Origin of the sequence: Edaphocola aurantiacus (assembly GCF_019797745.1) — a bacterium.
Taxonomy (GTDB): Bacteria; Bacteroidota; Bacteroidia; order Chitinophagales; family Chitinophagaceae; genus Edaphocola; species Edaphocola aurantiacus.
The window spans coordinates 920,301-942,731 of the sequence record NZ_VOSI01000002.1 but is presented as its reverse complement, the minus strand read 5'-3'; the positions used below and the strand labels follow the sequence as shown (position 1 = coordinate 942,731).

Genomic DNA, 22,431 nt, shown 5'->3' with positions numbered 1-22,431 from the left:
CAAGCAAATAATATCTAAATACATTGTCATTTTCTTTGGCATATCATAACGTGTTGACAAGTACAAGCGAACTGGAAGCGTTAATAACTGGTTGTGTGCGCAATGAACGCGGCGCACAGGCGAAGTTATATGAGCTATTCTACCCTAAAATGATGGGTATGGTCCGCAGATATTTTCCGGCTTCTGAGCTGGCTGAGGAGATATTGAATAATGGTTTTTTACGTGCTTTCCAAAAGATGGGCAGCTATGGTTTTAAAGGATCTTTTGAGGGATGGCTACGCAAAATTGTGTTCCACTCTGTATCGGATTTCGCAAAATCGCAGGTAAAATATAGTGATAATGTACTACTAGTAGAGAAGGATGAATTTGTGCTGAAGGATGCTGCCAGTAATATGTATTATGACGATCTGATGAAACTGGTATACAGTCTTCCCGAGACCGCACGCGTGGTCTTTAACATGTATGTTTTTGAAGATCTGTCCCATAAAGAAATATCGAAACACATTGGCATCAGTGAAGGGACCTCTAAATGGTATCTTTCTGAAGCAAGGAAAATATTAAAGGAAAAAATAGAAAAGCAAGGTTTACATTTAAAAAAATAATTGCTGTGAGTAATAACGAATTTATAAAGGTAGACGACCTGTTCAAGGGTAAGCCGGATCGTGAGGAGCGTATTCCTCCCGGCGCCTGGGGCAATATGCAGCATCTGCTGGAGTCTGCAGGTACTACCGGCGGAGGTTTGGCCGGTGGTAGCCTGAACCGTTATGTGGCCCTGGCCCTGCTTACGCTGGGTATAGGCACTACTGCGGTTACCTGGCAGTATAACCAGAGCAGACCAGTATTGTTCAGCGAGACCAGTACGGAACAGGGAAGCCCGGCCTCCGGCACAGGAAATGCTTCTTCTGTAACAGGAGATCACAATAGTGTTTCCCAGGACGGAACGGCTTCATCTGCATCAGTAGCTGCTACATCATCTGATGTGGCACAGGTAAACGCTGCTGCATCTGCAGATCATGCTGCTGTTACCGGCAACCGGAGCAACAGAAGCAATGCCAGCGCCAATCATAGTAATGCTGAACATAATACCCCTCAATCGGGCAACCATAGTGTAGCCGGTATTGGAGGAACTGCGTCTGTGCAACATAGCAATGCTACTGTACAGCCTGCTAAAGGACATGGTTCCCGTAAGCAACGCAACCAGGCTGCTGCCCAGCAACAGCAGGCCCTGGCGGTGAATGATCAGATTACTCAAAACCTTGCCGGATTACCACAGCAAACCGCTGCCGGACAAACAGATTTCAATACAACTGCGGCTGAAAAAGCTATGGCTACTATTGATAAAAGTCTTTACACTCCAAAACAGCCTGCTGATACGCAATACGCAGCAGTAGTACCAGGCAGTACACAGAAATTTGTACTGACTCAGCAAAACGAATGGTATAAAGAGCAATCTAAAACGGTAAACGAGATTCACGCGGTACGTCACCTGATCAAAGATGATAAGGGACAGAAGGTTGCCGGCGTTGTAATGGACACGGTGAAAAATGTACGGGTTACCCGCAAATTTTTAGCCCCGTTGAACCCTCAGGACAAAATGGAGCTGCTGGCAATTACCAGCAGAAACACGGGCATCTTTGTTAAAGCAAGAGCCGCTTCTATCCTGGCACCAAGCTTAAGTAATAATAATACGGCTTCTGTTGCTGAGTCTAATGTAAGTGTAGCCCCTTTAAGTGAATATAAAGTGGCCAGCACTACAGCTCAGAAAGGTAGCTTTGCCAAGCATTTCTATGATGTGCTGAGCAATTACCTGAGCATGGAAAAGCCTTATTACTTCAGTGCTGCTATAGGTATGAACTCTACCCTGAGCACTTATATGCCTACCGGTTATCATTTCAGTATCGGTGCTTATTATGAATTAAAAGAGCGCCTGACCTTAGGTGCAGAGCTGAAATACAGCCACCAGGGTTTACTGCCTCAGAATATCCTGGAATCTTTTAAATCATACGAAAACCAGACCAGTACTGTAGTTAACGGTCAAACGATGTACAGTGCTACTGAATATAACAAACAAAACAGCTATCAGTTAGATAACATCACCAGCTTTGAGATTCCGGTTACCTTAAGATACCAGCTGAGCAAGTTCTCTGTTTTCGGAGGATTACAGGCTACTTATTTCTCGCCGGTTAAGTATACTTCTATCCTGAACAAGGATATGGAATCGGCGAAAACGGTACTGTCTGAAACAGCACTGGTGTCTGGCGGCGGCAAGATCAATCAGCAGGACTTCCGTTCCCGCATGGGACTGGGTTATACTGCAGGTATTGTTTATGACCTGTCGAAAAACATAAGCCTGGATATGCGTGTAAGCCATACTTTATGGACAAACGTAAGTAAGACTTCTCAGCTGTCTACACAATTATACCAATACCCTAATGTACAGTTCTCCCTGTTCTACTTCCTGGGTAAAAAAGATAAGGTCATCTATATGATGAGTGACCGAAAATAATTCGCCATAAACCCTTTCATAGCGAAAAAAAGGAGTGCCATCTGGCACTCCTTTACTTTTATCTTATTAATAAGCTTATTTAGCTTCTTTCAAAACCATGTCGATGGTGATTGCGCTGGAGAGAATCAGTATTTTATTATTATCTTCCGGATAAGACTGGTCGATGCTTACATTATACTTATCTGCTGTGGTAAAGAATTCTTTTGCAATACCAGCCCATTTCTTATTTACAGAACCGATCTGGTTTCCTGAAGCATCTTTAATAGCAAAGTTCCAGGCTTTCCAATCCCCGTTTATTTCTGCGATCTGCATACCCTGCGGGTCGAAGATTTTAAAGGTAGGTTTGAACAGTTTGAACTTCTGCTGAATGGTTCCGACCAGGTTTTCATTCCCGTCAAATACAGAGATTTTAGACATGAAGAAAGTCCAACCGCGTCTGATACTGGACTGTACTTCGCCCTGGTGGTTCTGGATCTCCAGGTGAAACGGCAGCATAGCTTTGTTCAGCAATAAGCGCAGTGCTTTCTGGCCGCCGCTCAGTTTTTGTTTTACCATGCCGATCTGGATTGCATGATCATCATAAATCTTGTACTCATTTTCGAACTTGAGAAAGTTTACCTTCTCGTCGATAAAGTAGCTGTCAGATTCAAAGAATTTAAATAACATAGATTTTATTTAAAGGTTAAAATAGAGGTTTTTATACTTAGGGGTAGTTGCCGGCTTTAGTTCCGGGGTTCCAGCTTTAACTCCTGCCGGGCGAATGCAATCATAAATGCTTTCGCTCCTTCATAGTTATTCGGGATATGTCCGTCCAGGATGCCTTCACGGATAGCAGTCTTTATGATGCCTACTGTGCGGGAAGGTTCCAGTCCGAAAGTCTCCATGATCTCTTCTCCACTGATCGGAGGCTGCCAGTTACGAATCTGGTCATTCGCTTCTACTTCTTTCAGCTTTTCTCTTACGATCTCAAAATTCTCCAGGTACCGCTTTACTTTTTGTGCATTCTTAGAGGTGATATCCGCCTCACACAATGTCATAAGGTCATCAATATCATCTCCTGCATCAAACAGTAGTCTGCGAATGGCAGAATCCGTAATATTCTCTTTGGTAAGGGCGACCGGCCTGTGGTGCAACTCGATAATCTTACGGGTATACTCCATTTTTTCATTCATGGGCAACTTAAGATTACCAAATACTTTTGGTATCATTCTGCCACTCACTACTTCATGCCCGTGAAAGGTCCAGCCATGACCTTTTTCATATTTCTTTGTCGGGGCTTTACCAATATCATGCAGTAATGCAGCCCATCTCAGCCATAAATTATCTGTATGCGGCACTATATTGTCCAGCACCTGTATGGAGTGGTAAAAGTTATCTTTATGGCCTTTATTATCTACATACTCCGTACCAGATAAGGCTGCCAGCTGTGGCAATATAATATCCAGCAATCCACTTCGGAACAACAGATCAAAACCGATAGATGGTTTGGCACTCATCATGATCTTGTTCAGCTCATCGGCTATACGCTCTTTGGAGATGATCTTAATCCGGTCCTTCTGGGATTTAATGCTGTCAAAGCAGGCTACATCAATATGAAACTGCAGTTGCGTGGCAAAACGAATGGCCCGCATCATGCGCAAGGGATCGTCGCTAAACGTCTGATCCGGCAACAATGGGGTACGGATAATCTTATCCTCCATATCCAGCAAGCCGTCAAAAGGATCTATCAGCCGGCCTTTGTCCTCACGGTTCAAACTGATGGCCAGCGCATTTATAGTAAAATCTCTTCTTTTCTGATCATCCTCCAATGTACCCGGGCTGACTTCCGGATTGCGGGAATGGGCACGGTAAGACTCTTTCCGTGCACCTACAAACTCTACTTCTATTCCTTTTATGATCAGTTGCGCTGTTCCGAAATTTTTAAAAAAGGCAACTTTAGGGCGATTGGGCAACAACCCGGCAACTGCATGTGCCAGTCCGATACCATCGCCATCACAAACCACATCAATATCTTTGGTAGCCCTGCCCAGGATCTTATCCCGCACAAAGCCCCCGATCAGGTAAGCCGACACTCCGGCCTGAGCAGCGGCTTCAGCCACTACGTCCATAATGAACTGCTCTTCCCTGGTATACTTTATCTCCAAAATGTACAATTAAATTATGCTGGCAAAGATATGTAAAGCAAATGTCTTAAGGGTTAATCATTTGTATGCATTTAATAGCTCCGGATTTTACAATCCTTAATCTGTAAGATACACTCACCGTATAGATTAAAACTTTACTTTTGTACAGCAACTTAAAAAAATGTTTTCAGGGAAATTGTTTCAGAACAATCGATACATATATATATTATTACCGCTGCTGATCCTTACGGGTTTATTATATTGTGCAGATGTCCATGCAATAACGCTTTACGGGTATAACATCCCGGATAGTGTGGTGCGTGCTAAAGCTGACTCTGCATTTTACAGCTACTTTGCCGGGCATCCGATGCTGGGTAAGCAGGTTACGGTCATCAACCAGGTACAGAAAGCGCATCATTTTGTGAATAAGACAACCAGCTTCTACCTTGTCTTGCTGCTGCTGTTTGTGCTAGGCATACTGCGACTCATCTTTCCTACTTATTTCAGGCACCTGTACAATGCCTTTATGAGCCCGATGATGAACAAACGCCAGCTCAGAGAGCAGATTGAGCAAAATGTGCAGGCCAATGCGGCAATGAATATTTTTTTCAGCATTTCCATAGGCTTTTTCCTCTATGCAGTGTTGTTTACACAAAGTAATATTATCCAGGAATCGAACTATAGCGCTAATATGGTGCTGTGCGGCCTGATCCTGATGGTCGGCTGTATATACCTGATTAAGTATTTATTATTAAAATTTGTAGGCTGGGTATTCAAAATAGACCAGGTTACGGAAGCATATACCTATAATGTATTCCTGATCAATAAAATTTTATCTGTAGTATTACTCCCTTTTGCTATTATACTGGCTTTCGGACAAGGGTCCTGGTTGCGTTTAATACTAGCTGTAGCCTGTATGCTCACCGGTATTCTGCTGATCAATCGCTATACCCGATCATGGAGCTCATTAGGCTCATTTTTCCAATATAGCAAATTCCATTTTTTTATGTACTTTTGCGCCTCGGAATTATTGCCTTTAGCGATCCTGGTCAAACTTACTTACAATACTTTAGTATAGCGTAATAATACCCGGTATCTGATCGTTATAGTTTGCGTTAAATAAATAATTAGTTTATACTTATAAACTCTGAAAATGGCAAAAGCTACTAAATCTGCAACCCCTAAAGCAGTTGTTGCTAAGAAGGCTACTTCAGCAGATAACAAGCCCGAATCACCAAAAAAGGCTGCTGCAAAGAAAGTTGCTGTAAAAAAAGTAGAGCGCATACTTGTCTCCCAACCGAGGCCGGAGAGTGAAAAATCTCCGTACTACGATCTGGAACGTAAGTATAATGTGAAGCTCACTTTCCACCAGTTCATTAAACTGGAGCCGTTCTCTGCAAAAGAATTCAGAAAGCAAAAAATAGAGTTATCTGAATACAATGCAGTAATCCTGAACAGCCGCAATGCCGTAGACCACTTCTTTCGTATCTGTGAAGAGATGAAATTCAAAGTATCACAGGAAATGCGTTATTTCTGTATCACAGAAGCGATCGCCCTGTACCTGCAGAAATTTATCCTGTACCGTAAGCGTAAAGTATTCTTCTCTGCCGATGGTTCTGTAGATGGTTTGATGGATGTGCTGGCTAAATATAAGGATACGGAAAAATTCCTGATCCCTGTATCGGAAAACACCAAGAATGACATCTCCCCAAGCCTGGTCAAAAATAAGTATCAATTTGTAGAAGCGGTATTGTACAGAACGGTACCGAATGATATGGAGACGATACTGAAGACAGGCACTGAATATGATGCGATGATCCTGTTCAGCCCATTTGGAGTAGAAGCCATTCTGAGTGTGCATCCTGACTTTAAACAAAATGGCATTGTCTTTGGCGGATTCGGAGGCACCACCCAGAAAGCACTGGAAGATGTGGGCCTGGAGGTCAGAATCAAAGCACCGGTTCCTAGTGCACCATCTATGGTAGCAGCACTGGACCGATTCCTTGCCGAGCAAAACACTAAATAATCGAATACAAGGAGTGCAATAATTGATTATTGCACTTTTTTCTTTTAACACAGTAAGATCAGTCTATGATTTTTTCTTATGTCGTTTGTGCAGTACCCGCGGCTCCTTTAAGGACGGAGGCTTCTCATCATGCGCCTATCATATCCCAGCTATTATTCGGAGAGCGTGCAGAAGTCATGCGCCGGGAAGGCAACTGGATGTATATTGTGTGTGACTGGGACCACTATGAGGGCTGGGTGCCCGCCGGGCAAATGCAGCTGATCGAACTGAAAGCCTACCGTAAGCCGAATAAGTTTGTCAATACCTCAACAGGTGATAAACTGACCGGACCTTCCGGAAATATTCTACTCTCTCCTGGATCTGATCTTTTTGCCTTAAAAAGACGTTCTTTCGAATGGCTGGACCAGTCTGCCCTTAAGTTCAGGGGAAAGAAGAAAGCTGTTGCACAACTGACAAGCGATCCTGCTGCAATACGTGCTGCTGCTATGGAGTATTACGGCGCACCTTACCAATGGGGCGGCCGCTCGATCATGGGCATTGATTGCTCCGGCCTCACACAGATGGTATACAAAATGATGAACATCCGTATACCCCGTAATTCCAGACAACAATCAGAAGTAGGAGAATCTGTAGGGTTCTTACAGGAAGCGCAATGTGGCGACCTGGCCTTTTTTGATAATGCAGAAGGCTTCATTGATCATGTAGGCCTGCTGCTGGACAGTAACACGATTATACACGCTACAGAGATTGCCGGCGGTGTAGTAGTTGATGCAATAGATAATGGCGGCATCATTAGTGTTAAGCATAAAAAACGCACACATCAGCTGCGCATTATAAAACGAATACTTCCTGCTTAAAACAGCAATAAAAAAAACGGAGCACCATATGATGCTCCGTTTTTTTATTGCTATAAGCGAAATAATTAATCTTCTTTCTTTTTAGCTGCTTTCTTAGGTTTTTCTTCACCTTCTTCTTTCGCAACTGCTTTCTTAGCGGCTTTCTTAGCAGGTTTTTCTTCACCTTCTTCTTTGGCAACTGCTTTCTTAGCAGCTTTCTTAGCAGGTTTTTCTTCACCCTCTTCTTTCGCAACTGCTTTCTTAGCGGCTTTCTTAGGCGCTTCTTCAGCAGAAGCCTCTTCTTCCATTACTTCTTCATCCATATCAGCCATTTGCTGGTTGTATATTTCGAAGTTGAGTAAGTCATTTGCTTTCAGCAGCTCATACCATTTCATGATTTTTTTGATATCACTGGTATATACGCGCTCCTGATCGAAGTCAGGCAATACTGTAGCAAAGTATGCTCTAATATCATTTGCAGCAGCCTTTTTACCGGATACCAGCTCAGTGATAGCAGCATCATTCTCTTTCATGCTCTCTAACACGTTGTGCAGACGAACATTGTCACTGTAAGTATAGATTTCAATACTCTCTAAAGGAGTGATCTGGTGTAATCTTGAAGATACAAATTTGATACTTTTATCTGCCAAGCTGCGTACCAAAGCACCATCGTTCTTTGTACTTACTAATTGATATAGTCCTGTCAAGCCGGTTACTGCTACAATTTGTCTATATTCCATTTTTAAATGTTTAATATAAAGATTTGAGGGTGCGAATTTAGGGCATTTTTTTTAAATATCATGCCCTATGCACGGTTTACATTTATTTTATTTTTTTAATACTTTTTTATACTCCGCTGTATTGGTGGTTAATAACTCTACTGCTTTTTTCAGCGCAGCGTTATAATTATTCAGCTGATTCTCGATCTGCCCTTTCTGATAATAGTAACGGGATACCACTTCAGAGGACAGCAATTCCTGCAATTCCGACTTGTTTTTGATAAAGTCCTGCTTCTTTTCTGCCTCTATCTTTGCCAGCAATGTATTGTACTCATTTTTAATGCCGTCAAAGTTCTTTTCTTCTTCTGCATTTTTCTTCATCGCACTCAGGATATACTCATTACGGGTTTCGTATTTAAACTTACGCTTAACCAGCCAGGACTGAAAGTCAGTGTAATCCGCATCAGAGAAGCGATATTCCTTTGCCGGTGCAATGGTAGGATGGCTGTAATAATAGTCTGTTACATAGTTGAAGATGTAATCATCTTTCATCAGCTGTGCAGACAGTATGCTGTAATATTCACTTTCGATCTTTACATCGGGCTCAATACCACCACCGTCATATACCACTCTGCCCAGGTTTGTTTTAAAGGCTTTCTTTAAGGAATCCGGCACAGCAGCTACGGTACCATCTTCGTTACGGTGGGTGTAATCCAATGCCTGTATACAACGTCCGGAAGGAATGTAGTACTTGGCTGTAGTTACTTTCAGGCGCGAGTTATAGCCTACCGGGCGCACTACCTGTACCAGGCCTTTACCGAAGCTTTTGCTTCCGATAATGACTGCACGATCCAGATCCTGCAGCGCACCGGATACAATTTCAGAGGCAGAGGCAGAATTTCCGTTGATCAGCACAGCCAGGGGTATACTTACATCCCATGGCTCATTACTGGCACTGTATTCTTTACTCCACTCCTGGTGCTTGGCCTTGGTGCTTACAATCATCTTTCCTTTTTCCACAAAAAGGTTACAGATATTAACTGCCTCCGTAACCAGACCTCCGGGGTTACCCCTCAGGTCCAGTACAATACCCTTAAGTCCACCATTGGCCTGTGCTTTAAGGGTATCCAGGGCATTACGCACTTCGCGGCCACAGTTTGGTGTAAACTGAGAGAGCAGCACATAGCCTATCTGTTTGTCTTTATCTACAAAGCCATAATAAGGGATAGCGGGAATTGTAATTTCCTCACGTGTAACCTCTTTGGTAAACTGCTTTTTCGTTACCGGATTCTGCAGTACCATAGTGAGTTTAGTGCCGGGCGCTCCCTTAAGCAATAGACCAACTTCTTCGTCCTTTTTGCCCTTTACGGCATTGCCATCTATAGAGATAATGATATCGCCTGGTTTTACACCAGCTTTATCAATGGGACTGCCTTGTCTTATGGCTTCCACAATTATATTTTCGGTAGAATCGATTTTTACGGTGGTACCTACCCCTCCGTATTTTCCGTTAAACTGCATTTCAAACTCCTCCGCCTCGGCTTCGGTGATGAAATTGGTATAAGGATCCAGTTCGTTCAACATTGCATCCAGTCCCGTTTTGGTCATTTTTCCGGGGTTGATGGGATCAACGTAGAAGGTATTTAACTCCTTCAACACATTCGTATAGATCTCCAGATTTTTAGAGATTTCAAAGAATTTATCTGCCTCATCGTTGTTGAACTGTGCAAAAGCACCCATGCTGAAGCCGCACAGGCTCAGGCTTAGGGCTATTTTCCTGCTCCAATACATAGTAATTATGGTTTTGAAACAGCAAATTAAGGATTTTAATTGATTAGCATAGGTAAATACTTAAATTAGGATGGGTTTAACGGGGCCGGATTTCTGCCCGATTTTGATTATTTTCGCAATCTAAATTTATACTGATCGTAATGAGTGAAATGGAATTACCGGAAGAGCAGTCACAAGAGGTGCCGCATGAAGAAAATGCCGCCTCTATTGACAAAATGTATCAGAGCTGGTTTTTAGAATATGCAAGTTATGTAATACTGGAACGTGCAGTACCTGCGGTAGAGGACGGGCTTAAGCCGGTACAACGCCGTATCCTGCATGCTATGAAAGAAATGGATGATGGCCGTTTTAATAAGGTGGCCAACATCATAGGGCAGACGATGCAGTATCACCCGCATGGTGATGCCAGTATCGGAGATGCCATTACCAACCTGGGGCAGAAAGACCTCATGATTGAAACTCAGGGTAACTGGGGAGATGTGCGTACGGGTGACCGTGCAGCGGCAGCCCGTTATATTGAGGCAAGACTGACCAAATTTGCACTGGATGTGGCTTTTAATGCTAAAACTACGGAATGGCAATTAAGTTACGACGGCCGTAAGAATGAACCGACCACACTGCCTATGAAGTTTCCACTGCTGCTCTCACAGGGTGCAGATGGTATCGCAGTAGGTCTGTCTACCAAAATATTACCCCACAACTTTCTAGAGCTCATCGACGCTTCTATCAAACACCTGAAGGGCAAACCATTTACGCTGTATCCTGACTTCCTTACCGAAGGCATGGCAGACATCAGCAATTATAATGATGGTATGCGTGGCGGTAAAGTACTGGTGCGTGCCCGTATAGAAGAGGTGGATAAGAAGAGCCTGGCTATCCGTGATGTACCATATGGTGTAACCACCTCCGGACTGATTGAGAGCATTCTGAAAGCCAATGAAAAGGGAAAAATCAAGATCAAGAGCGTAACGGACAATACCGCTGCGGTAGTAGAACTGGTTGTACAACTGGCACAAGGTGTATCTATAGATCAGACGATCGATGCACTGTATGCCTTTACCGATTGCCAGATCTCTATCTCTCCGAATGCCTGTATCATCATCAATGATAAACCTCACTTTGTCGGGGTATCTGATCTGCTGAGGCGTTCTGTAGAATTGACGAAGGAGTTGCTGAAAAAAGAACTGGAGATTAAACTCCGGGAACTGGAAAATGACTGGCACTACTCTTCTCTGGAAAAAATATTTATCGAAAAACGTATCTATCGCGACATCGAGGAAGAAACGACCTGGGAAGGGGTACTGCAGGCCATCGACAAAGGTCTGGCTCCTTACAAATCTATGTTCAGAAGAGAGATTGTTCAGGAAGATATTATCCGACTGACGGAGATCAAGATCAAGCGTATCTCTAAATTTGACAGCTTTAAAGCTGATGAGCATATCAAAAATGTGGAAGAGGAGATCAATACTGTGCTGCACAATATTGAACACCTGACCGATTTTGCTGTTGCATATTATGAAAACCTGTTGAAGAAGTACGGAAAAGGTAAAGAGCGCAAAACGGAGATTAAAGTATTTGATACTATTCATGCCACTAAAGTGGCCATCGCCAATACTAAACTGTATGTAAACCGTAAGGAAGGATTTATCGGATCGTCATTAAAGAAAGACGAGTTTGTGTGTGACTGCTCTGACCTGGATGATATCATTATCTTCCGCAGAGACGGTATTATGCAGATTACAAAAATGGCCGACAAAACCTTTGTGGGCAAAGACATTCTGCATGTAGATGTATTCCGCAAGAATGATGAACGTACGACGTATAACATGATGTACATGGATGGCATCAGTGGCATCATTTATGGCAAGAGATTCAATGTGACCGGTATTACCCGCGACAAGGAATATGATCTGACCAAAGGTAATAAGGGCAGCAAAGTAGTGTACTTTACGGCTAATCCGAATGGTGAAGCTGAAGTGGTGAGTATTACTTTATCGCCGGGCAGCTCTGCAAGGATCAAAACCTTCGATTTCTATTTTGAAGAACTGGGCATTAAAGGCCGCAGCTCTCAGGGTAACCAGGTAACGAAATACCCGGTACGCCAGATCAAATTTAAAGAGCAGGGAAGAAGTACCTTATCGGCTCCTAAAATCTGGTATGATGAGCAGGTGGGCCGTCTGAATACAGATGGTTATGGCAGACTGCTGGGCAGTTTCAATACCGAAGACCGTATCATCGTATTCTATAAAGACGGATACTATGAGCTGACGGACTTTGACCTGAGCAACCGCTACGAAACCGATTCTATCCTGGCTATAGACAAATGGTCGCCACAGGATCCGATCACTGCAGTATACTTCGACAACGATAAGAAACAGTTCAACATTAAGCGTTTCCGCATAGAAACCCAGACCTTAAAAAATAAATTCCTGTTTATTAAAGAGGGCAATAAGAACTATCTCAAATTTGTAACCGTTCACCCTAACCCGACTTTACTCGTATTCAATGGCAAGAAGAAAGCCGATGCTGTGGGTACAGAATGGAAGCCAGCAGAACAGGTAGAAATAACCGGTTGGAAAACGATTGGTATTAAACTTTGCGACAACGATCTTATCCAAATTGAAGACAGTTATCCTCCTGTAACGGAGGAGGCTTCTCAGGAAGAAGAACACCATGATGAAGGAGAGGTAAATGCGGCCCCAACTTTATTTTAAATTTAATAAAAACTGAATAATTCATTAGCTTTACCGTCCGGCTAATGCTGTTGATGTATTAGAATTGTTATGATGAATAAGATTCCATTAGAAATAGTTGCCTTATCCAGTAGTGTTACGCAATTGCAGTCTTATGCTGTAGTATTGGGTGAGGTAGGTGGTTTAAGGCGTATCCCTATTGTGATCGGAAGCTACGAAGCACAGTCCATTGCGGTAGCATTAGAGCAGATCAAACCTGCACGTCCGCTGACACATGACCTCATGACCAGCGTACTTGCTTCTTTCCAGATTGACCTGCAGGAAGTGGTTATTTACAAGTTGTCTGAAGGCATTTTCTATGCTTTGCTGATCTGTGAGCGTGATGGCGATGTGATTGAAATTGATTCCCGTACATCTGATGCGATTGCTCTGGCGATCCGCTGCGGATGCCCGATTTATACTTACGAGAATATCCTCAACGAAGCAGCCGGATTTAACGAAGACCAAACGGATACACCTGAAGAAAGCACAGAGTCTCCGGCAGCGGACAGCAGCAGCACACCGACTCCTGCGCCAACAGGCAAAACAGAACAGGAAGCCCCAAAAAAGGCGCTGCCTAAATCCAGCTTAAGCCATTATACGATTGCAGAACTGGAAGAAATGATGCAGAAAGCACTGGATAATGAAGATTATGATCTGGCCATACAGTTCAGAGATGAACTGCGCACACGCGGGGCAGGATCTTAGTTATTTATTCCGGAACATTCACCTTTATATTTAAAGAACACATCTCGTATGTCTGATAATATATCAAACAACAAGAAAAAGCAATTACTCTTCAGATTACTCGGAGTAATTGCTTTATTGATTATAGTAAACATCGCTGCATACCGCTGGTATGCTCAGCTGGATCTGACTAAAGACAAAAAGTACTCTACCACAGAGGCTACACATCAGTTCCTGAAATCGCTGAAAGGGAAAGTCCATATCACGGTATTCCTGAAAGGAAAAAAGATTCCTGCAGCGTTTAAGAACCTGTCTGTAAGTACCGAGGAGATGCTGAAAACTTTCAGTAACAATAGCGGGCAGCGCATCACTTACGATTTTGTTGACCCAACTGAGGGAAATGATACGGCTGTAATCGGCACCCTGGCACGCTACCACATTACCGGCTATCCGGTAACCATTAACGGTGAGGGCGGTGGCTCGGAGCAGAAGATGGTTTACCCATGGGCCCTGGTGCGCTACAAACCGGACAATGGTGCCCCGGAAAGGGCTACTCCTGTATTCCTGCAGCAGACCAACTCTATGGTTCTGTCCAAAACAATCCTGAGCAGATCAGAAATGTTGCTGGAATATAACCTGGCGAATACAATCATGAACCTGCAGAAAGATCAGCAGGATTTTGTAGCCTACCTTACCGGTAATGATGAAATTTTCACCCCGGAAATTGCGAGCCTCTTTGCAACCATTGGTGCACAATACGGACTGGATACGGTAAACCTGCAAAGCCAGGTAGCGATTGATCCCAAGCATTACAAAGCGGTTATCATCAACCGCCCATTCAAGGCTTTCGACGAACTGGATCAGTTCAAAATCGATCAGTATATCATGAACGGTGGTAAAGTTATCTTCGCTATTGATCCTGTGCAGGCCTCTATCGATAGTTTCAGAAAGAAGGAAACCTTCATGGCTATGCCTGTAGATCTGAAGCTGAATGATATGCTGTTCCATTATGGTGTACGCATCAATAATGACCTGGTGCTGGATGCCGCGTCAAATGCGGGTATACCAGTCAATTCAGAAGGACAGGCACAGCCTAAAATGTTCTCCTGGCCATACTTCCCGATTTTACAACCAGGTGCAGAAGGGCATCCTATTTCCAAAAACCTGGATGGGGTATTTGCCCGTTTTGCCAGCAGTATCGATATTAATAAGAACAACAATAATATTAAGAAGACCGCCCTGCTGACTACTTCTGCTTATTCCAAAACAGAAGGAGCGCCAGCTGTTATTATGTTCAAAACCATACTGGAAGAACCGAACCCGGCGACCTTCACCAAAAAGAATTTAGTTGTAGCAGCCTTACTTGAAGGGGCTTTCACTTCAGCATTCAATGGACAGTATAGTAATGAAGTGGCTAACTTTATGGCGGCAAACCTTATTATCCTGAAGCCTGCTGCGCCTGCTAACAGTAAAATTATTGTACTGAGCGATGCGGATATCCTGCTGAATGAAGTATCTGAAGAAGAGCAGCGCCCGATGGATATGGGTGTATACCGTTTCAATAAGTCTTATCGATTCGACAATATTACGTTCCTGCAAAATGCAATGACTTACCTGGTAGATGATCAGAACCTGCTGGCAGCAAGAGAGAAATCTTTTGAAAACCGTATCCTGGACCCTAAGCGCATAGAGGCGGAGAGAAGCCAGTGGCAGATGATTGCAATTGCAGTACCGGTGATCCTGGTAGGCTTACTGGCATTGATTTATACCTTTATCCGCAAGCGTAAATATACCGGCAAATAGGTTTTGGTAATCTTAAAATATTATTAATCAATAAAGGGAAAGGCATTTTACAGCTACATTTGTATAGAGATTAATTTAAAAACAAAAATAAATAAACACATTATGGCACACACACTTCCTGCATTACCATATGCATTCGATGCTTTAGAACCGCATATCGACGCTACAACTATGGAGATTCACCATGATCGCCACCATAAAGCGTATGTTGACAACCTGAATAAAGCGATCGAAGGAACTGAAGCTGCTGATCTTTCCCTGGAAGATCTGATGGCCAATATTTCTAAATACCCTGCTGCTGTACGTAACAACGGTGGTGGTCACTATAATCACAGTCTGTTCTGGGAAATCCTGAGCAACAACGGTAGCCAGCCTTCTGAAAAATTAGCGGCTGCTATTGCTGAATTAGGCGGTATGGATACCCTGAAAGAAAAACTGGCTACTGCAGGTGCTACCCGTTTCGGTAGTGGCTGGGCATGGCTGATCGTAAAAGACGGTAAACTGGAAGTAAGCTCTACTCCTAACCAGGACAATCCGCTGATGGATGTTGCTGATGTAAAAGGTACTCCGGTACTGGGTATTGATGTATGGGAACATGCTTACTACCTGAAATATCAGAACAAACGTCCTGATTACCTGTCTGCTATCTGGAATGTAATCAACTGGGCAGAAGTAAGCAAACGCTACGAAGCTGCGCTGTAATATATTTACAATTATAAAAAGTAATGGCCTGATCTAAAGATCAGGCCATTACTTTTTATAATTGTTTAACGATTGATATTGTCAAAGACTTGTGTGGTATATGGTGCTTTACATTCTATATACACACTGAAACCTTTGTCGCGAGAGGATAATACAATGTACTTATCTTTTTCATGAAAAAACATCTGGTAGTTATTGCCCACTTCGCTTACAACAGAATACTCTACTCCGCCATCTCTTTGTTTACGGTTCACAATCTTATACAGACTGGTAATGGTACCCGTACAATGAACGAATTCATTATTGTTGATGAATAAATAATAGGAATTGTAATCGGCTGCGGCATATTCTTTGGTGATCTTGCCGTTTTCATCAATTTCAAATTCCTGACGGGTTTCGCTTGGCCATACCTGGCCTTTTTGTGCCCATAAACCGGTAGAAGCTGCCAGAAGCAGCATCAGTGATAATACCTTTTTCATAATTTTTGTTTTTAGGGTGAATGTGAATGCATTACAAATATATTCACATTAAATGAAAATTCATATATAACCGGTATATTTCATTTAAAGTTTTTATTTCACCAAAAGTTTATAACCTTGTCCGTCGATCCTAAATATATACACACCAGGTACCAGCTGCTCAGGGAGCTGTATGCTGCCAGTCTTACGGAAAGGGCTTTTATACCTCGCAAGTATGCGGCCATCTATATTCTGTAGCAGTGCTTCTTTTACATGGTTTAAAGACTTTCCTTCCACATAAATATAGCTGCCGGCTGCTACGGGATTCGGATAAATATTCAATGACTCTTTCACGGTGCTAGTAATCCTGGTCGGTTCTTCAGGAGGATTTCCCAGTCCGTCACAGTAATTTAATGGGTACGTATTCCATTCTGTACTATCATACAAAGCGGCAGGTGATGTAACTGAACTTTTACGATAAAGGCTACAGCCAGTGGCAAAGTTTGCTCGTACAGAAGCATCGCCTATACGATCGATTGTAGCGTTATCATGTAATAAATCAATAGCAAGTGTACCATCAAAATTCATAGGCAATCCATTGGAAACAATATCTGCACTATCTACTGTAAAGCAGGTCAGCTGCGCATGAGGATTGATGATGACCAGCTTTCGCCCATGCGCCAGCATACCTTCCAGCTGGATCTTGTTTGATGACCAGTATAAAGCCCCTGAAGTATTATTTTCCTGGCGCATATTCAGGTAATAATGTCTCAGGTCTACAGGATGCCCCGTCTCATTACTGATCTCAATAGCCTTATTATATGCAGAGCCGGTAATCAGTTTACTGATCAGCAGATCGCCTGCAAAAGTATCAGTTGCTGTTGTAGTTACAGAGAGGACAGGCGCTAAAGCACTTTTCACATAGCTTGTACTATAGCTACGCACGGTAATATCGTAAGTTGTGTTTTCGGTCAGCTGATCAAAAGTATAAATAAGACCTTGCGTAGAGCCCACGAAATTTCCATTCAGCAATACTTCATAGCCAGCAATATTCCCGCCCTGTACATATGGCCATTCAATAGTGATGAAGCGCTTGCCTTTCTCCTGCATTACCACCTGGAAAGGCGCGTCTGGCACAGTATTATCATTAGGAAGGTTACCCCAGATAGATTGTACCCATTCCGGGTGATCAATAAACGGATTGCGGTTACCTTGTATGGCATATACCGCATTGTTGCGCTCCATCTCTTTTTGCGATACCGGATCCTGCTGGTTCCAGCTCAAAAGTAAGGGTATATACCAATCCTTAAACGACTTTTCAGAAAGACTGTCTATCGGGTTACGCACATTGGCATATTCAAAAAACGGCAAGAGGTTTTCATAACGGACTGCTACATACATGAGCATGCGTGCTACATCTCCCTTAAACTCATCTATAGGCTCTGTAACCGTATTGGTATAATTGGCCGTGGCAGATGGCCCGACCTTTGTGCCGTTTAATGAGGTAAAGGCTGCATTGCCCACCTTCGCATACGGATAATTGCTCCTACGCTGGTTAACACGTGCATCTGTCGGCAAAATAAAGTGCAGGTCAGAGTACATGGGATAATAACTATTAAAGAAACTCTGGGAGTAGATATGCTCCCTGTTCCAGCCCAGGCCTTCGGTTGATGCACCACTGATCAGGCTGTTATTCTGATAATAGTAATTATAAGGATCAAGGCCGACAGGATTTTCGGAATATATATCCAGCAAGGAGCTGTCATTTTCATAATACAGGTCCCTGTCTGTCTGTTGATAGAAAGAAGGAAGGTCTCCATAGTTCCAGCTGATGGTCTTATGGGCTACAATATCATGCAGTTTAGTTTTAAGACGATACCCCTGCAGGTTCTGTGTGCCAGTATAATAGCTACCTGACTGCGCCAATGTACTGAACGCAGAAATGATTATAAAAGCAAGTGTACAAATACTCTTATACATATATCTGATTATTAATATAGCACAAAAATAATTATCCAATATTAAGCCCATATTTCCTTTAGAGAAAAGGATGGGTGGGGTACATAAAAAAAGCTCCCGTAAAACGGGAGCTTTTGTATATAAGAATGATATTTCTTATTTAACGATTTCGGTAACTTGACCAGCACCTACTGTACGACCACCTTCACGGATCGCGAATTTCAGACCTTTCTCCATAGCGATAGGAGCGATCAGTTTCACGAACAGGTTTACGTTATCACCAGGCATAACCATTTCAGTACCTTCTGGTAACATACACTCACCAGTTACATCCGTAGTACGGAAGTAGAACTGAGGACGGTATTTGTTGAAGAACGGAGTGTGACGGCCACCTTCTTCTTTCGACAGAACGTAAACTTCACCTCTGAACTCAGTGTGAGGAGTGATAGATTTAGGAGCAACGATTACCATACCACGACGGATATCTTTCTTATCGATACCACGTAACAGCAGACCAGCGTTATCACCAGCTTCACCACGATCCAATAATTTTTTGAACATTTCTACACCAGTACAAGTAGAAGTCAGAGGAGACTCATTGAAACCAACGATTTCAACGTTATCACCTACATTGATCACACCACGCTCGATACGACCTGTAGCAACAGTACCACGACCAGTGATAGTGAATACGTCCTCTACAGACATCAGGAATGGTTGGTCAACAGCACGTGGAGGCAGAGGAATGTACTCATCTACAGCAGCCATTAACTCTTCGATTTGAGCTACACCAGCAGCATCACCGTTCAGACCTGCTAATGCAGAACCTTTGATGATTGGAGTGTTATCTCCATCATAATCATATTTAGATAATAATTCGCGAACTTCTAATTCAACTAATTCTAAGATCTCAGGATCGTCAACTAAGTCAACTTTGTTCATGAAAACTACGATACGAGGTACACCTACCTGGCGAGCCAGCAGGATGTGCTCTTTAGTTTGAGGCATCGGACCATCAGTAGCAGCTACTACCAGGATAGCACCGTCCATCTGAGCAGCACCAGTGATCATGTTTTTTACATAATCGGCGTGACCCGGACAGTCAACGTGTGCATAGTGACGATTTTCAGTTTGATACTCTACGTGTGCAGTGTTGATCGTGATACCACGCTCTCTTTCTTCTGGAGCACCATCAATTTCATCATAACCTTTTTTAGCAGCCATACCTTTTGATGCTAATACAGAAGTGATAGCAGCTGTTAAAGTTGTTTTTCCGTGGTCAACGTGACCGATTGTACCAATGTTTACGTGGGGTTTCTCCCTGTTAAAGGTCTCTTTTGCCATTGTTATTTTTTTTAAAGAGTTGTGTTAAACGTTAAAATATACACTTTCTGTTTTGCCCTTTTTCAAAACAGAGTGCAAATATATGCATATTTTCTCATATTGTACAAATTTTAATTGTAAAACAATATTAAAAAATCATCATCTTAATTTATGCACTCCGTCTTGTTTAAAACAAGGCAAAGAAAGTATATTATTAAGAGCTGTTGAGCAGGATTGAACTGCCGACCTCTTCCTTACCAAGGAAGTGCTCTACCACTGAGCTACAACAGCTTGTTGTTGGATTTATTGTCAAAAAAAATGAACTGCGGTAGGGCTGCCGTTGTGAACAACTATTAACATACCATACGACAATTCATCTCAGACTACAATAATGAGCGGGAGACGAGTCTCGAACTCGCGACCTACAGCTTGGAAGGCTGTCGCTCTACCAATTGAGCTACTCCCGCAAAAGCACTAAAGAGTGCTATTCGCTAAATAAAAAATGTGGGCAGGGAAGGATTCGAACCTCCGTACACGTGAGTGAGCAGATTTACAGTCTGCCGCCTTTAACCACTCGGCCACCTACCCTAGTGAGACTAGCTTAAAACATGAATAAACACATTCGAAATTTCGCCTCAATAAGAGCCGCTTGCCGGACTTGAACCAGCGACCTGCTGATTACAAATCAGCTGCTCTACCAACTGAGCTAAAGCGGCGCGTTACTTCGTTTTTTATTTTCTTAAAGAACTTTGTTCCCGTTTGGGATTGCAAAGGTAGAAAACCTTTTTTTATCTGCAAAACTTTTTTTGCTTTTTTTTCAAATTTTTTTTCAAAGTCCCTTTTCAGCGGGCATTACACGCCTTTTATCATTGCCTGTCCTAATCAATATTTAATCATTAAAGTACACAAACAAATCAATACATTTGCAAGTATAACGAGCACAAAACATTTCTATAGATTATGTTACCGATTACCCTATTCAGACAAGCACAGGAAAAAGAGCGCATCCTGGATGGCCTTCGCAAAAAACATTTCAAGCAAGTTGAAATTGTAGATGAAATTATCGCGCTGGACGAACAAAAAAGAACTATTCAACAGCAATCGGAGTCATTGACGGCTCTGCAGAATCAGGCATCGAAAACGATTGGTGCACTGATGGCTAAAGGAGAAAAAGAACAAGCAGAAGCCGCTAAAAAAGAAGTGGCTGCACATAAAGAACAATCGGCAGTGCTGCAACAGGAATTAAACCGCCTGGAAGCAGAACTGCATGATAAAATCGTAAGTCTGCCCAACCTGCCGCATAGCAGCGTTCCGGAAGGCAAGACACCGGAAGAAAATGAAGTGGTGCGCAGTGGTGGTGACATGCCGGAATTTGCCGGTGAAGCATTACCACACTGGGAACTGACGACCAAATACAACCTGATCGATTTTGAACTGGGCAATAAGATTACCGGAAGTGGCTTCCCTGTATACCGCGGTAAAGGCGCGCGTTTACAGAGAGGGCTGATCCAGTATTTCCTGGATTATAATACCAAAGCCGGTTACGAAGAACTGCAGGTACCGCACATGGTTAATGAAGCTTCTGCTTATGGTACCGGACAATTGCCCGATAAGGAAGGACAGATGTATCATGCGAAAGATGATAACTTCTTCCTGATTCCTACTGCAGAGGTGCCGGTAACCAATATTTACCGTGATGAGATTGTAAAAGCAGAACAATTGCCGGTTAAAATGACCGGTTATACTCCTTGCTTCCGCAGAGAGGCGGGTAGCTATGGTAAAGATGTGCGTGGCCTGAACAGACTGCATCAATTCGATAAAGTAGAGATCGTACAGATGATACAACCGGAGCACTCTTATGCAGCACTGGAAGAGATGGTTTTACATGTAGAGAACCTGATCAAATCATTGGGCCTGCCATATCGTATCCTGCGTTTATGTGGTGGCGATATGAGCTTTACCTCTGCACTTACTTACGACTTCGAGGTGTACTCTGCTGCACAGCAGAGATGGCTTGAAGTAAGCTCTGTGTCTAACTTTGAGAACTTCCAGACTAATCGTATGAAGATCCGTTACCGCAATGCGGAAGGTAAAGTAGAACTGTTGCATTCCCTGAACGGAAGCTCTCTTGCACTGCCGAGAATACTGGCTTGTCTGCTGGAGAACAACCAGACTGCCGAGGGTATCCGCCTGCCGGAAGTGTTGAAAAATTATGTACCTTTCGAAATCATCAACTAATCTGAAACACTTATGATACAAAGAATACAATCAATATGGCTGTTGCTGGCTGCATTAGTTATGGCGGGCATGTTTTACTTTGATGTATACCACTTTGCTGCAGCTGCACCGGATGATGCCACACAGGGCGTTTATAACAGCATTAAGAATATCAACAATAACTACCTGGCTATAGTGCTTTCCGGCATCAGTGTAGTATTAAGCCTGGTTGCGATCTTTATGTTCAAAAACCGCAAAAGACAGATCGGGATGGTATGGATCAATATCCTGCTTTGCATCGGATTATTGTTCTGGCTGTTTGTAGGCCTGAATAATTTCTGGAATAAATATCCGGGTGTTGAGGGTAGTTTATGGATAGGAATGTTTCTTCCTTTTATTACCGTATTCCTCTTGCTATTTGCCTTAAGAGGCCTGCGTAAAGATGAAAAATTAATCAAGTCTCTGGACCGTTTACGATAAGTAAAATTCGGACAACAAATAAAAAAGTCCCCGCCTTCCGGCGGGGACTTTTTTATTTGTTGTAATCTG

General features: G+C 43.0%; 18 protein-coding genes and 4 tRNA genes. 11 read left to right on the top strand and 11 right to left on the bottom strand.

Annotated features, from left to right (window positions below; translation table 11 throughout):
- The first annotated feature begins 53 nt into the window (after window positions 1–53).
- The gene (locus tag FTD44_RS08630) at window positions 54–602 is read left to right on the top strand and encodes an RNA polymerase sigma factor (protein ID WP_129020598.1); all 549 of its coding nucleotides are present in this window, start codon (window positions 54–56) and stop codon (window positions 600–602) included.
- 5 nt (window positions 603–607) lie between these two features.
- A complete protein-coding gene (locus tag FTD44_RS08625) occupies window positions 608–2,506 on the top strand; it encodes a porin family protein (protein WP_222166053.1) in 1,899 nt (632 codons plus the stop codon).
- A 75-nt stretch (window positions 2,507–2,581) separates the two neighbouring features.
- Here the strand turns inward: FTD44_RS08625 and FTD44_RS08620 are convergent, their stop codons facing one another.
- Both FTD44_RS08620 and FTD44_RS08615 read right to left on the bottom strand, forming a co-directional pair.
- Complete coding sequence (locus FTD44_RS08620) at window positions 2,582–3,172, bottom strand: LURP-one-related/scramblase family protein (RefSeq protein ID WP_129020596.1); 591 nt, start codon at window positions 3,170–3,172, stop codon at window positions 2,582–2,584.
- Window positions 3,173–3,228: 56 nt separating this feature from the next.
- On the bottom strand, window positions 3,229–4,650 hold the full coding sequence (locus FTD44_RS08615; protein WP_222166052.1) for a CCA tRNA nucleotidyltransferase: 1,422 nt from the start codon (window positions 4,648–4,650) through the stop codon (window positions 3,229–3,231).
- 160 nt (window positions 4,651–4,810) lie between these two features.
- Between FTD44_RS08615 and FTD44_RS08610 the strand changes: the two genes are divergently transcribed.
- The 3 genes from FTD44_RS08610 (at window position 4,811) to FTD44_RS08600 (ending at window position 7,512) form a co-directional block, all read left to right on the top strand.
- Complete coding sequence (locus FTD44_RS08610; protein ID WP_222166051.1) at window positions 4,811–5,707, top strand: DUF4271 domain-containing protein; 897 nt, start codon at window positions 4,811–4,813, stop codon at window positions 5,705–5,707.
- Between the two features lie 75 nt (window positions 5,708–5,782).
- Window positions 5,783–6,655, top strand: coding sequence for a uroporphyrinogen-III synthase (locus FTD44_RS08605; RefSeq protein WP_222166050.1), 873 nt, complete (start codon window positions 5,783–5,785; stop codon window positions 6,653–6,655).
- Window positions 6,656–6,720: 65 nt separating this feature from the next.
- Window positions 6,721–7,512: a C40 family peptidase gene (locus tag FTD44_RS08600; RefSeq protein ID WP_222166049.1), complete on the top strand. Its 792-nt coding sequence runs from the start codon at window positions 6,721–6,723 to the stop codon at window positions 7,510–7,512.
- 65 nt (window positions 7,513–7,577) lie between these two features.
- Here FTD44_RS08600 and FTD44_RS08595 read toward each other — a convergent pair whose 3' ends face one another.
- Together FTD44_RS08595 and FTD44_RS08590 are read right to left on the bottom strand one after the other, a co-directional pair.
- Complete coding sequence (locus FTD44_RS08595; RefSeq protein WP_222166048.1) at window positions 7,578–8,231, bottom strand: DUF5606 family protein; 654 nt, start codon at window positions 8,229–8,231, stop codon at window positions 7,578–7,580.
- Between the two features lie 87 nt (window positions 8,232–8,318).
- Window positions 8,319–10,001 carry a S41 family peptidase gene (locus tag FTD44_RS08590; RefSeq protein WP_222166047.1) on the bottom strand — a complete coding sequence of 561 codons (1,683 nt, stop codon included), beginning with the start codon at window positions 9,999–10,001 and terminating at the stop codon, window positions 8,319–8,321.
- 140 nt (window positions 10,002–10,141) lie between these two features.
- Between FTD44_RS08590 and FTD44_RS08585 the strand changes: the two genes are divergently transcribed.
- The 4 genes from FTD44_RS08585 (at window position 10,142) to FTD44_RS08570 (ending at window position 15,925) form a co-directional block, all read left to right on the top strand.
- Entirely contained in the window at window positions 10,142–12,715 is a 2,574-nt protein-coding gene (locus FTD44_RS08585) for a DNA gyrase/topoisomerase IV subunit A (protein WP_222166046.1), read from the top strand.
- A 69-nt stretch (window positions 12,716–12,784) separates the two neighbouring features.
- Window positions 12,785–13,441 carry a bifunctional nuclease family protein gene (locus tag FTD44_RS08580; protein ID WP_246625376.1) on the top strand — a complete coding sequence of 219 codons (657 nt, stop codon included), beginning with the start codon at window positions 12,785–12,787 and terminating at the stop codon, window positions 13,439–13,441.
- A 48-nt stretch (window positions 13,442–13,489) separates the two neighbouring features.
- A complete protein-coding gene (gene gldG, locus FTD44_RS08575) occupies window positions 13,490–15,223 on the top strand; it encodes a gliding motility-associated ABC transporter substrate-binding protein GldG (protein WP_222166045.1) in 1,734 nt (577 codons plus the stop codon).
- A gap of 102 nt (window positions 15,224–15,325) precedes the next feature.
- On the top strand, window positions 15,326–15,925 hold the full coding sequence (locus FTD44_RS08570; protein WP_129020587.1) for a superoxide dismutase: 600 nt from the start codon (window positions 15,326–15,328) through the stop codon (window positions 15,923–15,925).
- 65 nt (window positions 15,926–15,990) lie between these two features.
- On the opposite strand, the gene FTD44_RS08565 is transcribed toward FTD44_RS08570, so the two are convergent.
- The 7 genes from FTD44_RS08565 to FTD44_RS08535 all read right to left on the bottom strand — a co-directional run bounded on the left by FTD44_RS08565 (window position 15,991) and on the right by FTD44_RS08535 (window position 20,381).
- Window positions 15,991–16,404, bottom strand: a complete 414-nt coding sequence (locus tag FTD44_RS08565; RefSeq protein ID WP_129020586.1) for a hypothetical protein — start codon at window positions 16,402–16,404, stop codon at window positions 15,991–15,993.
- 93 nt (window positions 16,405–16,497) lie between these two features.
- A complete protein-coding gene (locus tag FTD44_RS08560; RefSeq protein WP_222166044.1) occupies window positions 16,498–18,363 on the bottom strand; it encodes an HNH endonuclease signature motif containing protein in 1,866 nt (621 codons plus the stop codon).
- A 135-nt stretch (window positions 18,364–18,498) separates the two neighbouring features.
- Complete coding sequence (gene tuf / locus FTD44_RS08555; protein WP_129020584.1) at window positions 18,499–19,686, bottom strand: elongation factor Tu; 1,188 nt, start codon at window positions 19,684–19,686, stop codon at window positions 18,499–18,501.
- A gap of 198 nt (window positions 19,687–19,884) precedes the next feature.
- Window positions 19,885–19,956: transfer RNA gene (locus FTD44_RS08550), tRNA-Thr, on the bottom strand.
- Between the two features lie 103 nt (window positions 19,957–20,059).
- A tRNA-Gly gene (locus FTD44_RS08545) sits at window positions 20,060–20,132 on the bottom strand.
- 38 nt (window positions 20,133–20,170) lie between these two features.
- A tRNA-Tyr gene (locus tag FTD44_RS08540) sits at window positions 20,171–20,253 on the bottom strand.
- Between the two features lie 55 nt (window positions 20,254–20,308).
- Window positions 20,309–20,381, bottom strand: a tRNA-Thr gene (locus FTD44_RS08535).
- 244 nt (window positions 20,382–20,625) lie between these two features.
- On the opposite strand from FTD44_RS08535, the gene serS reads away from it, so the two are divergent.
- Window positions 20,626–21,903, top strand: coding sequence for a serine--tRNA ligase (gene serS / locus FTD44_RS08530; protein ID WP_222166043.1), 1,278 nt, complete (start codon window positions 20,626–20,628; stop codon window positions 21,901–21,903).
- Between the two features lie 12 nt (window positions 21,904–21,915).
- Window positions 21,916–22,362: a DUF4293 domain-containing protein gene (locus tag FTD44_RS08525; protein WP_222166042.1), complete on the top strand. Its 447-nt coding sequence runs from the start codon at window positions 21,916–21,918 to the stop codon at window positions 22,360–22,362.
- Window positions 22,363–22,431: the final 69 nt, after the last annotated feature.

Excerpts from the sequence above, each read along its gene's own strand:
- FTD44_RS08590 (WP_222166047.1), bottom strand. The coding sequence starts at position 10,001 with ATGTATTGGAGCAGGAAAATAGCCCTAAGCCTGAGCCTGTGCGGCTTC.
- gldG (WP_222166045.1), top strand. The coding sequence starts at position 13,490 with ATGTCTGATAATATATCAAACAACAAGAAAAAGCAATTACTCTTCAGA.
- FTD44_RS08620 (WP_129020596.1), bottom strand. The coding sequence starts at position 3,172 with ATGTTATTTAAATTCTTTGAATCTGACAGCTACTTTATCGACGAGAAG.
- FTD44_RS08585 (WP_222166046.1), top strand. The coding sequence starts at position 10,142 with ATGAGTGAAATGGAATTACCGGAAGAGCAGTCACAAGAGGTGCCGCAT.
- FTD44_RS08610 (WP_222166051.1), top strand. The coding sequence starts at position 4,811 with ATGTTTTCAGGGAAATTGTTTCAGAACAATCGATACATATATATATTA.
- serS (WP_222166043.1), top strand. The coding sequence starts at position 20,626 with ATGTTACCGATTACCCTATTCAGACAAGCACAGGAAAAAGAGCGCATC.
- FTD44_RS08605 (WP_222166050.1), top strand. The coding sequence starts at position 5,783 with ATGGCAAAAGCTACTAAATCTGCAACCCCTAAAGCAGTTGTTGCTAAG.
- tuf (WP_129020584.1), bottom strand. The coding sequence starts at position 19,686 with ATGGCAAAAGAGACCTTTAACAGGGAGAAACCCCACGTAAACATTGGT.
- FTD44_RS08560 (WP_222166044.1), bottom strand. The coding sequence starts at position 18,363 with ATGTATAAGAGTATTTGTACACTTGCTTTTATAATCATTTCTGCGTTC.
- FTD44_RS08565 (WP_129020586.1), bottom strand. The coding sequence starts at position 16,404 with ATGAAAAAGGTATTATCACTGATGCTGCTTCTGGCAGCTTCTACCGGT.
- FTD44_RS08570 (WP_129020587.1), top strand. The coding sequence starts at position 15,326 with ATGGCACACACACTTCCTGCATTACCATATGCATTCGATGCTTTAGAA.
- FTD44_RS08525 (WP_222166042.1), top strand. The coding sequence starts at position 21,916 with ATGATACAAAGAATACAATCAATATGGCTGTTGCTGGCTGCATTAGTT.
- FTD44_RS08595 (WP_222166048.1), bottom strand. The coding sequence starts at position 8,231 with ATGGAATATAGACAAATTGTAGCAGTAACCGGCTTGACAGGACTATAT.
- FTD44_RS08580 (WP_246625376.1), top strand. The coding sequence starts at position 12,785 with ATGATGAATAAGATTCCATTAGAAATAGTTGCCTTATCCAGTAGTGTT.
- FTD44_RS08600 (WP_222166049.1), top strand. The coding sequence starts at position 6,721 with ATGATTTTTTCTTATGTCGTTTGTGCAGTACCCGCGGCTCCTTTAAGG.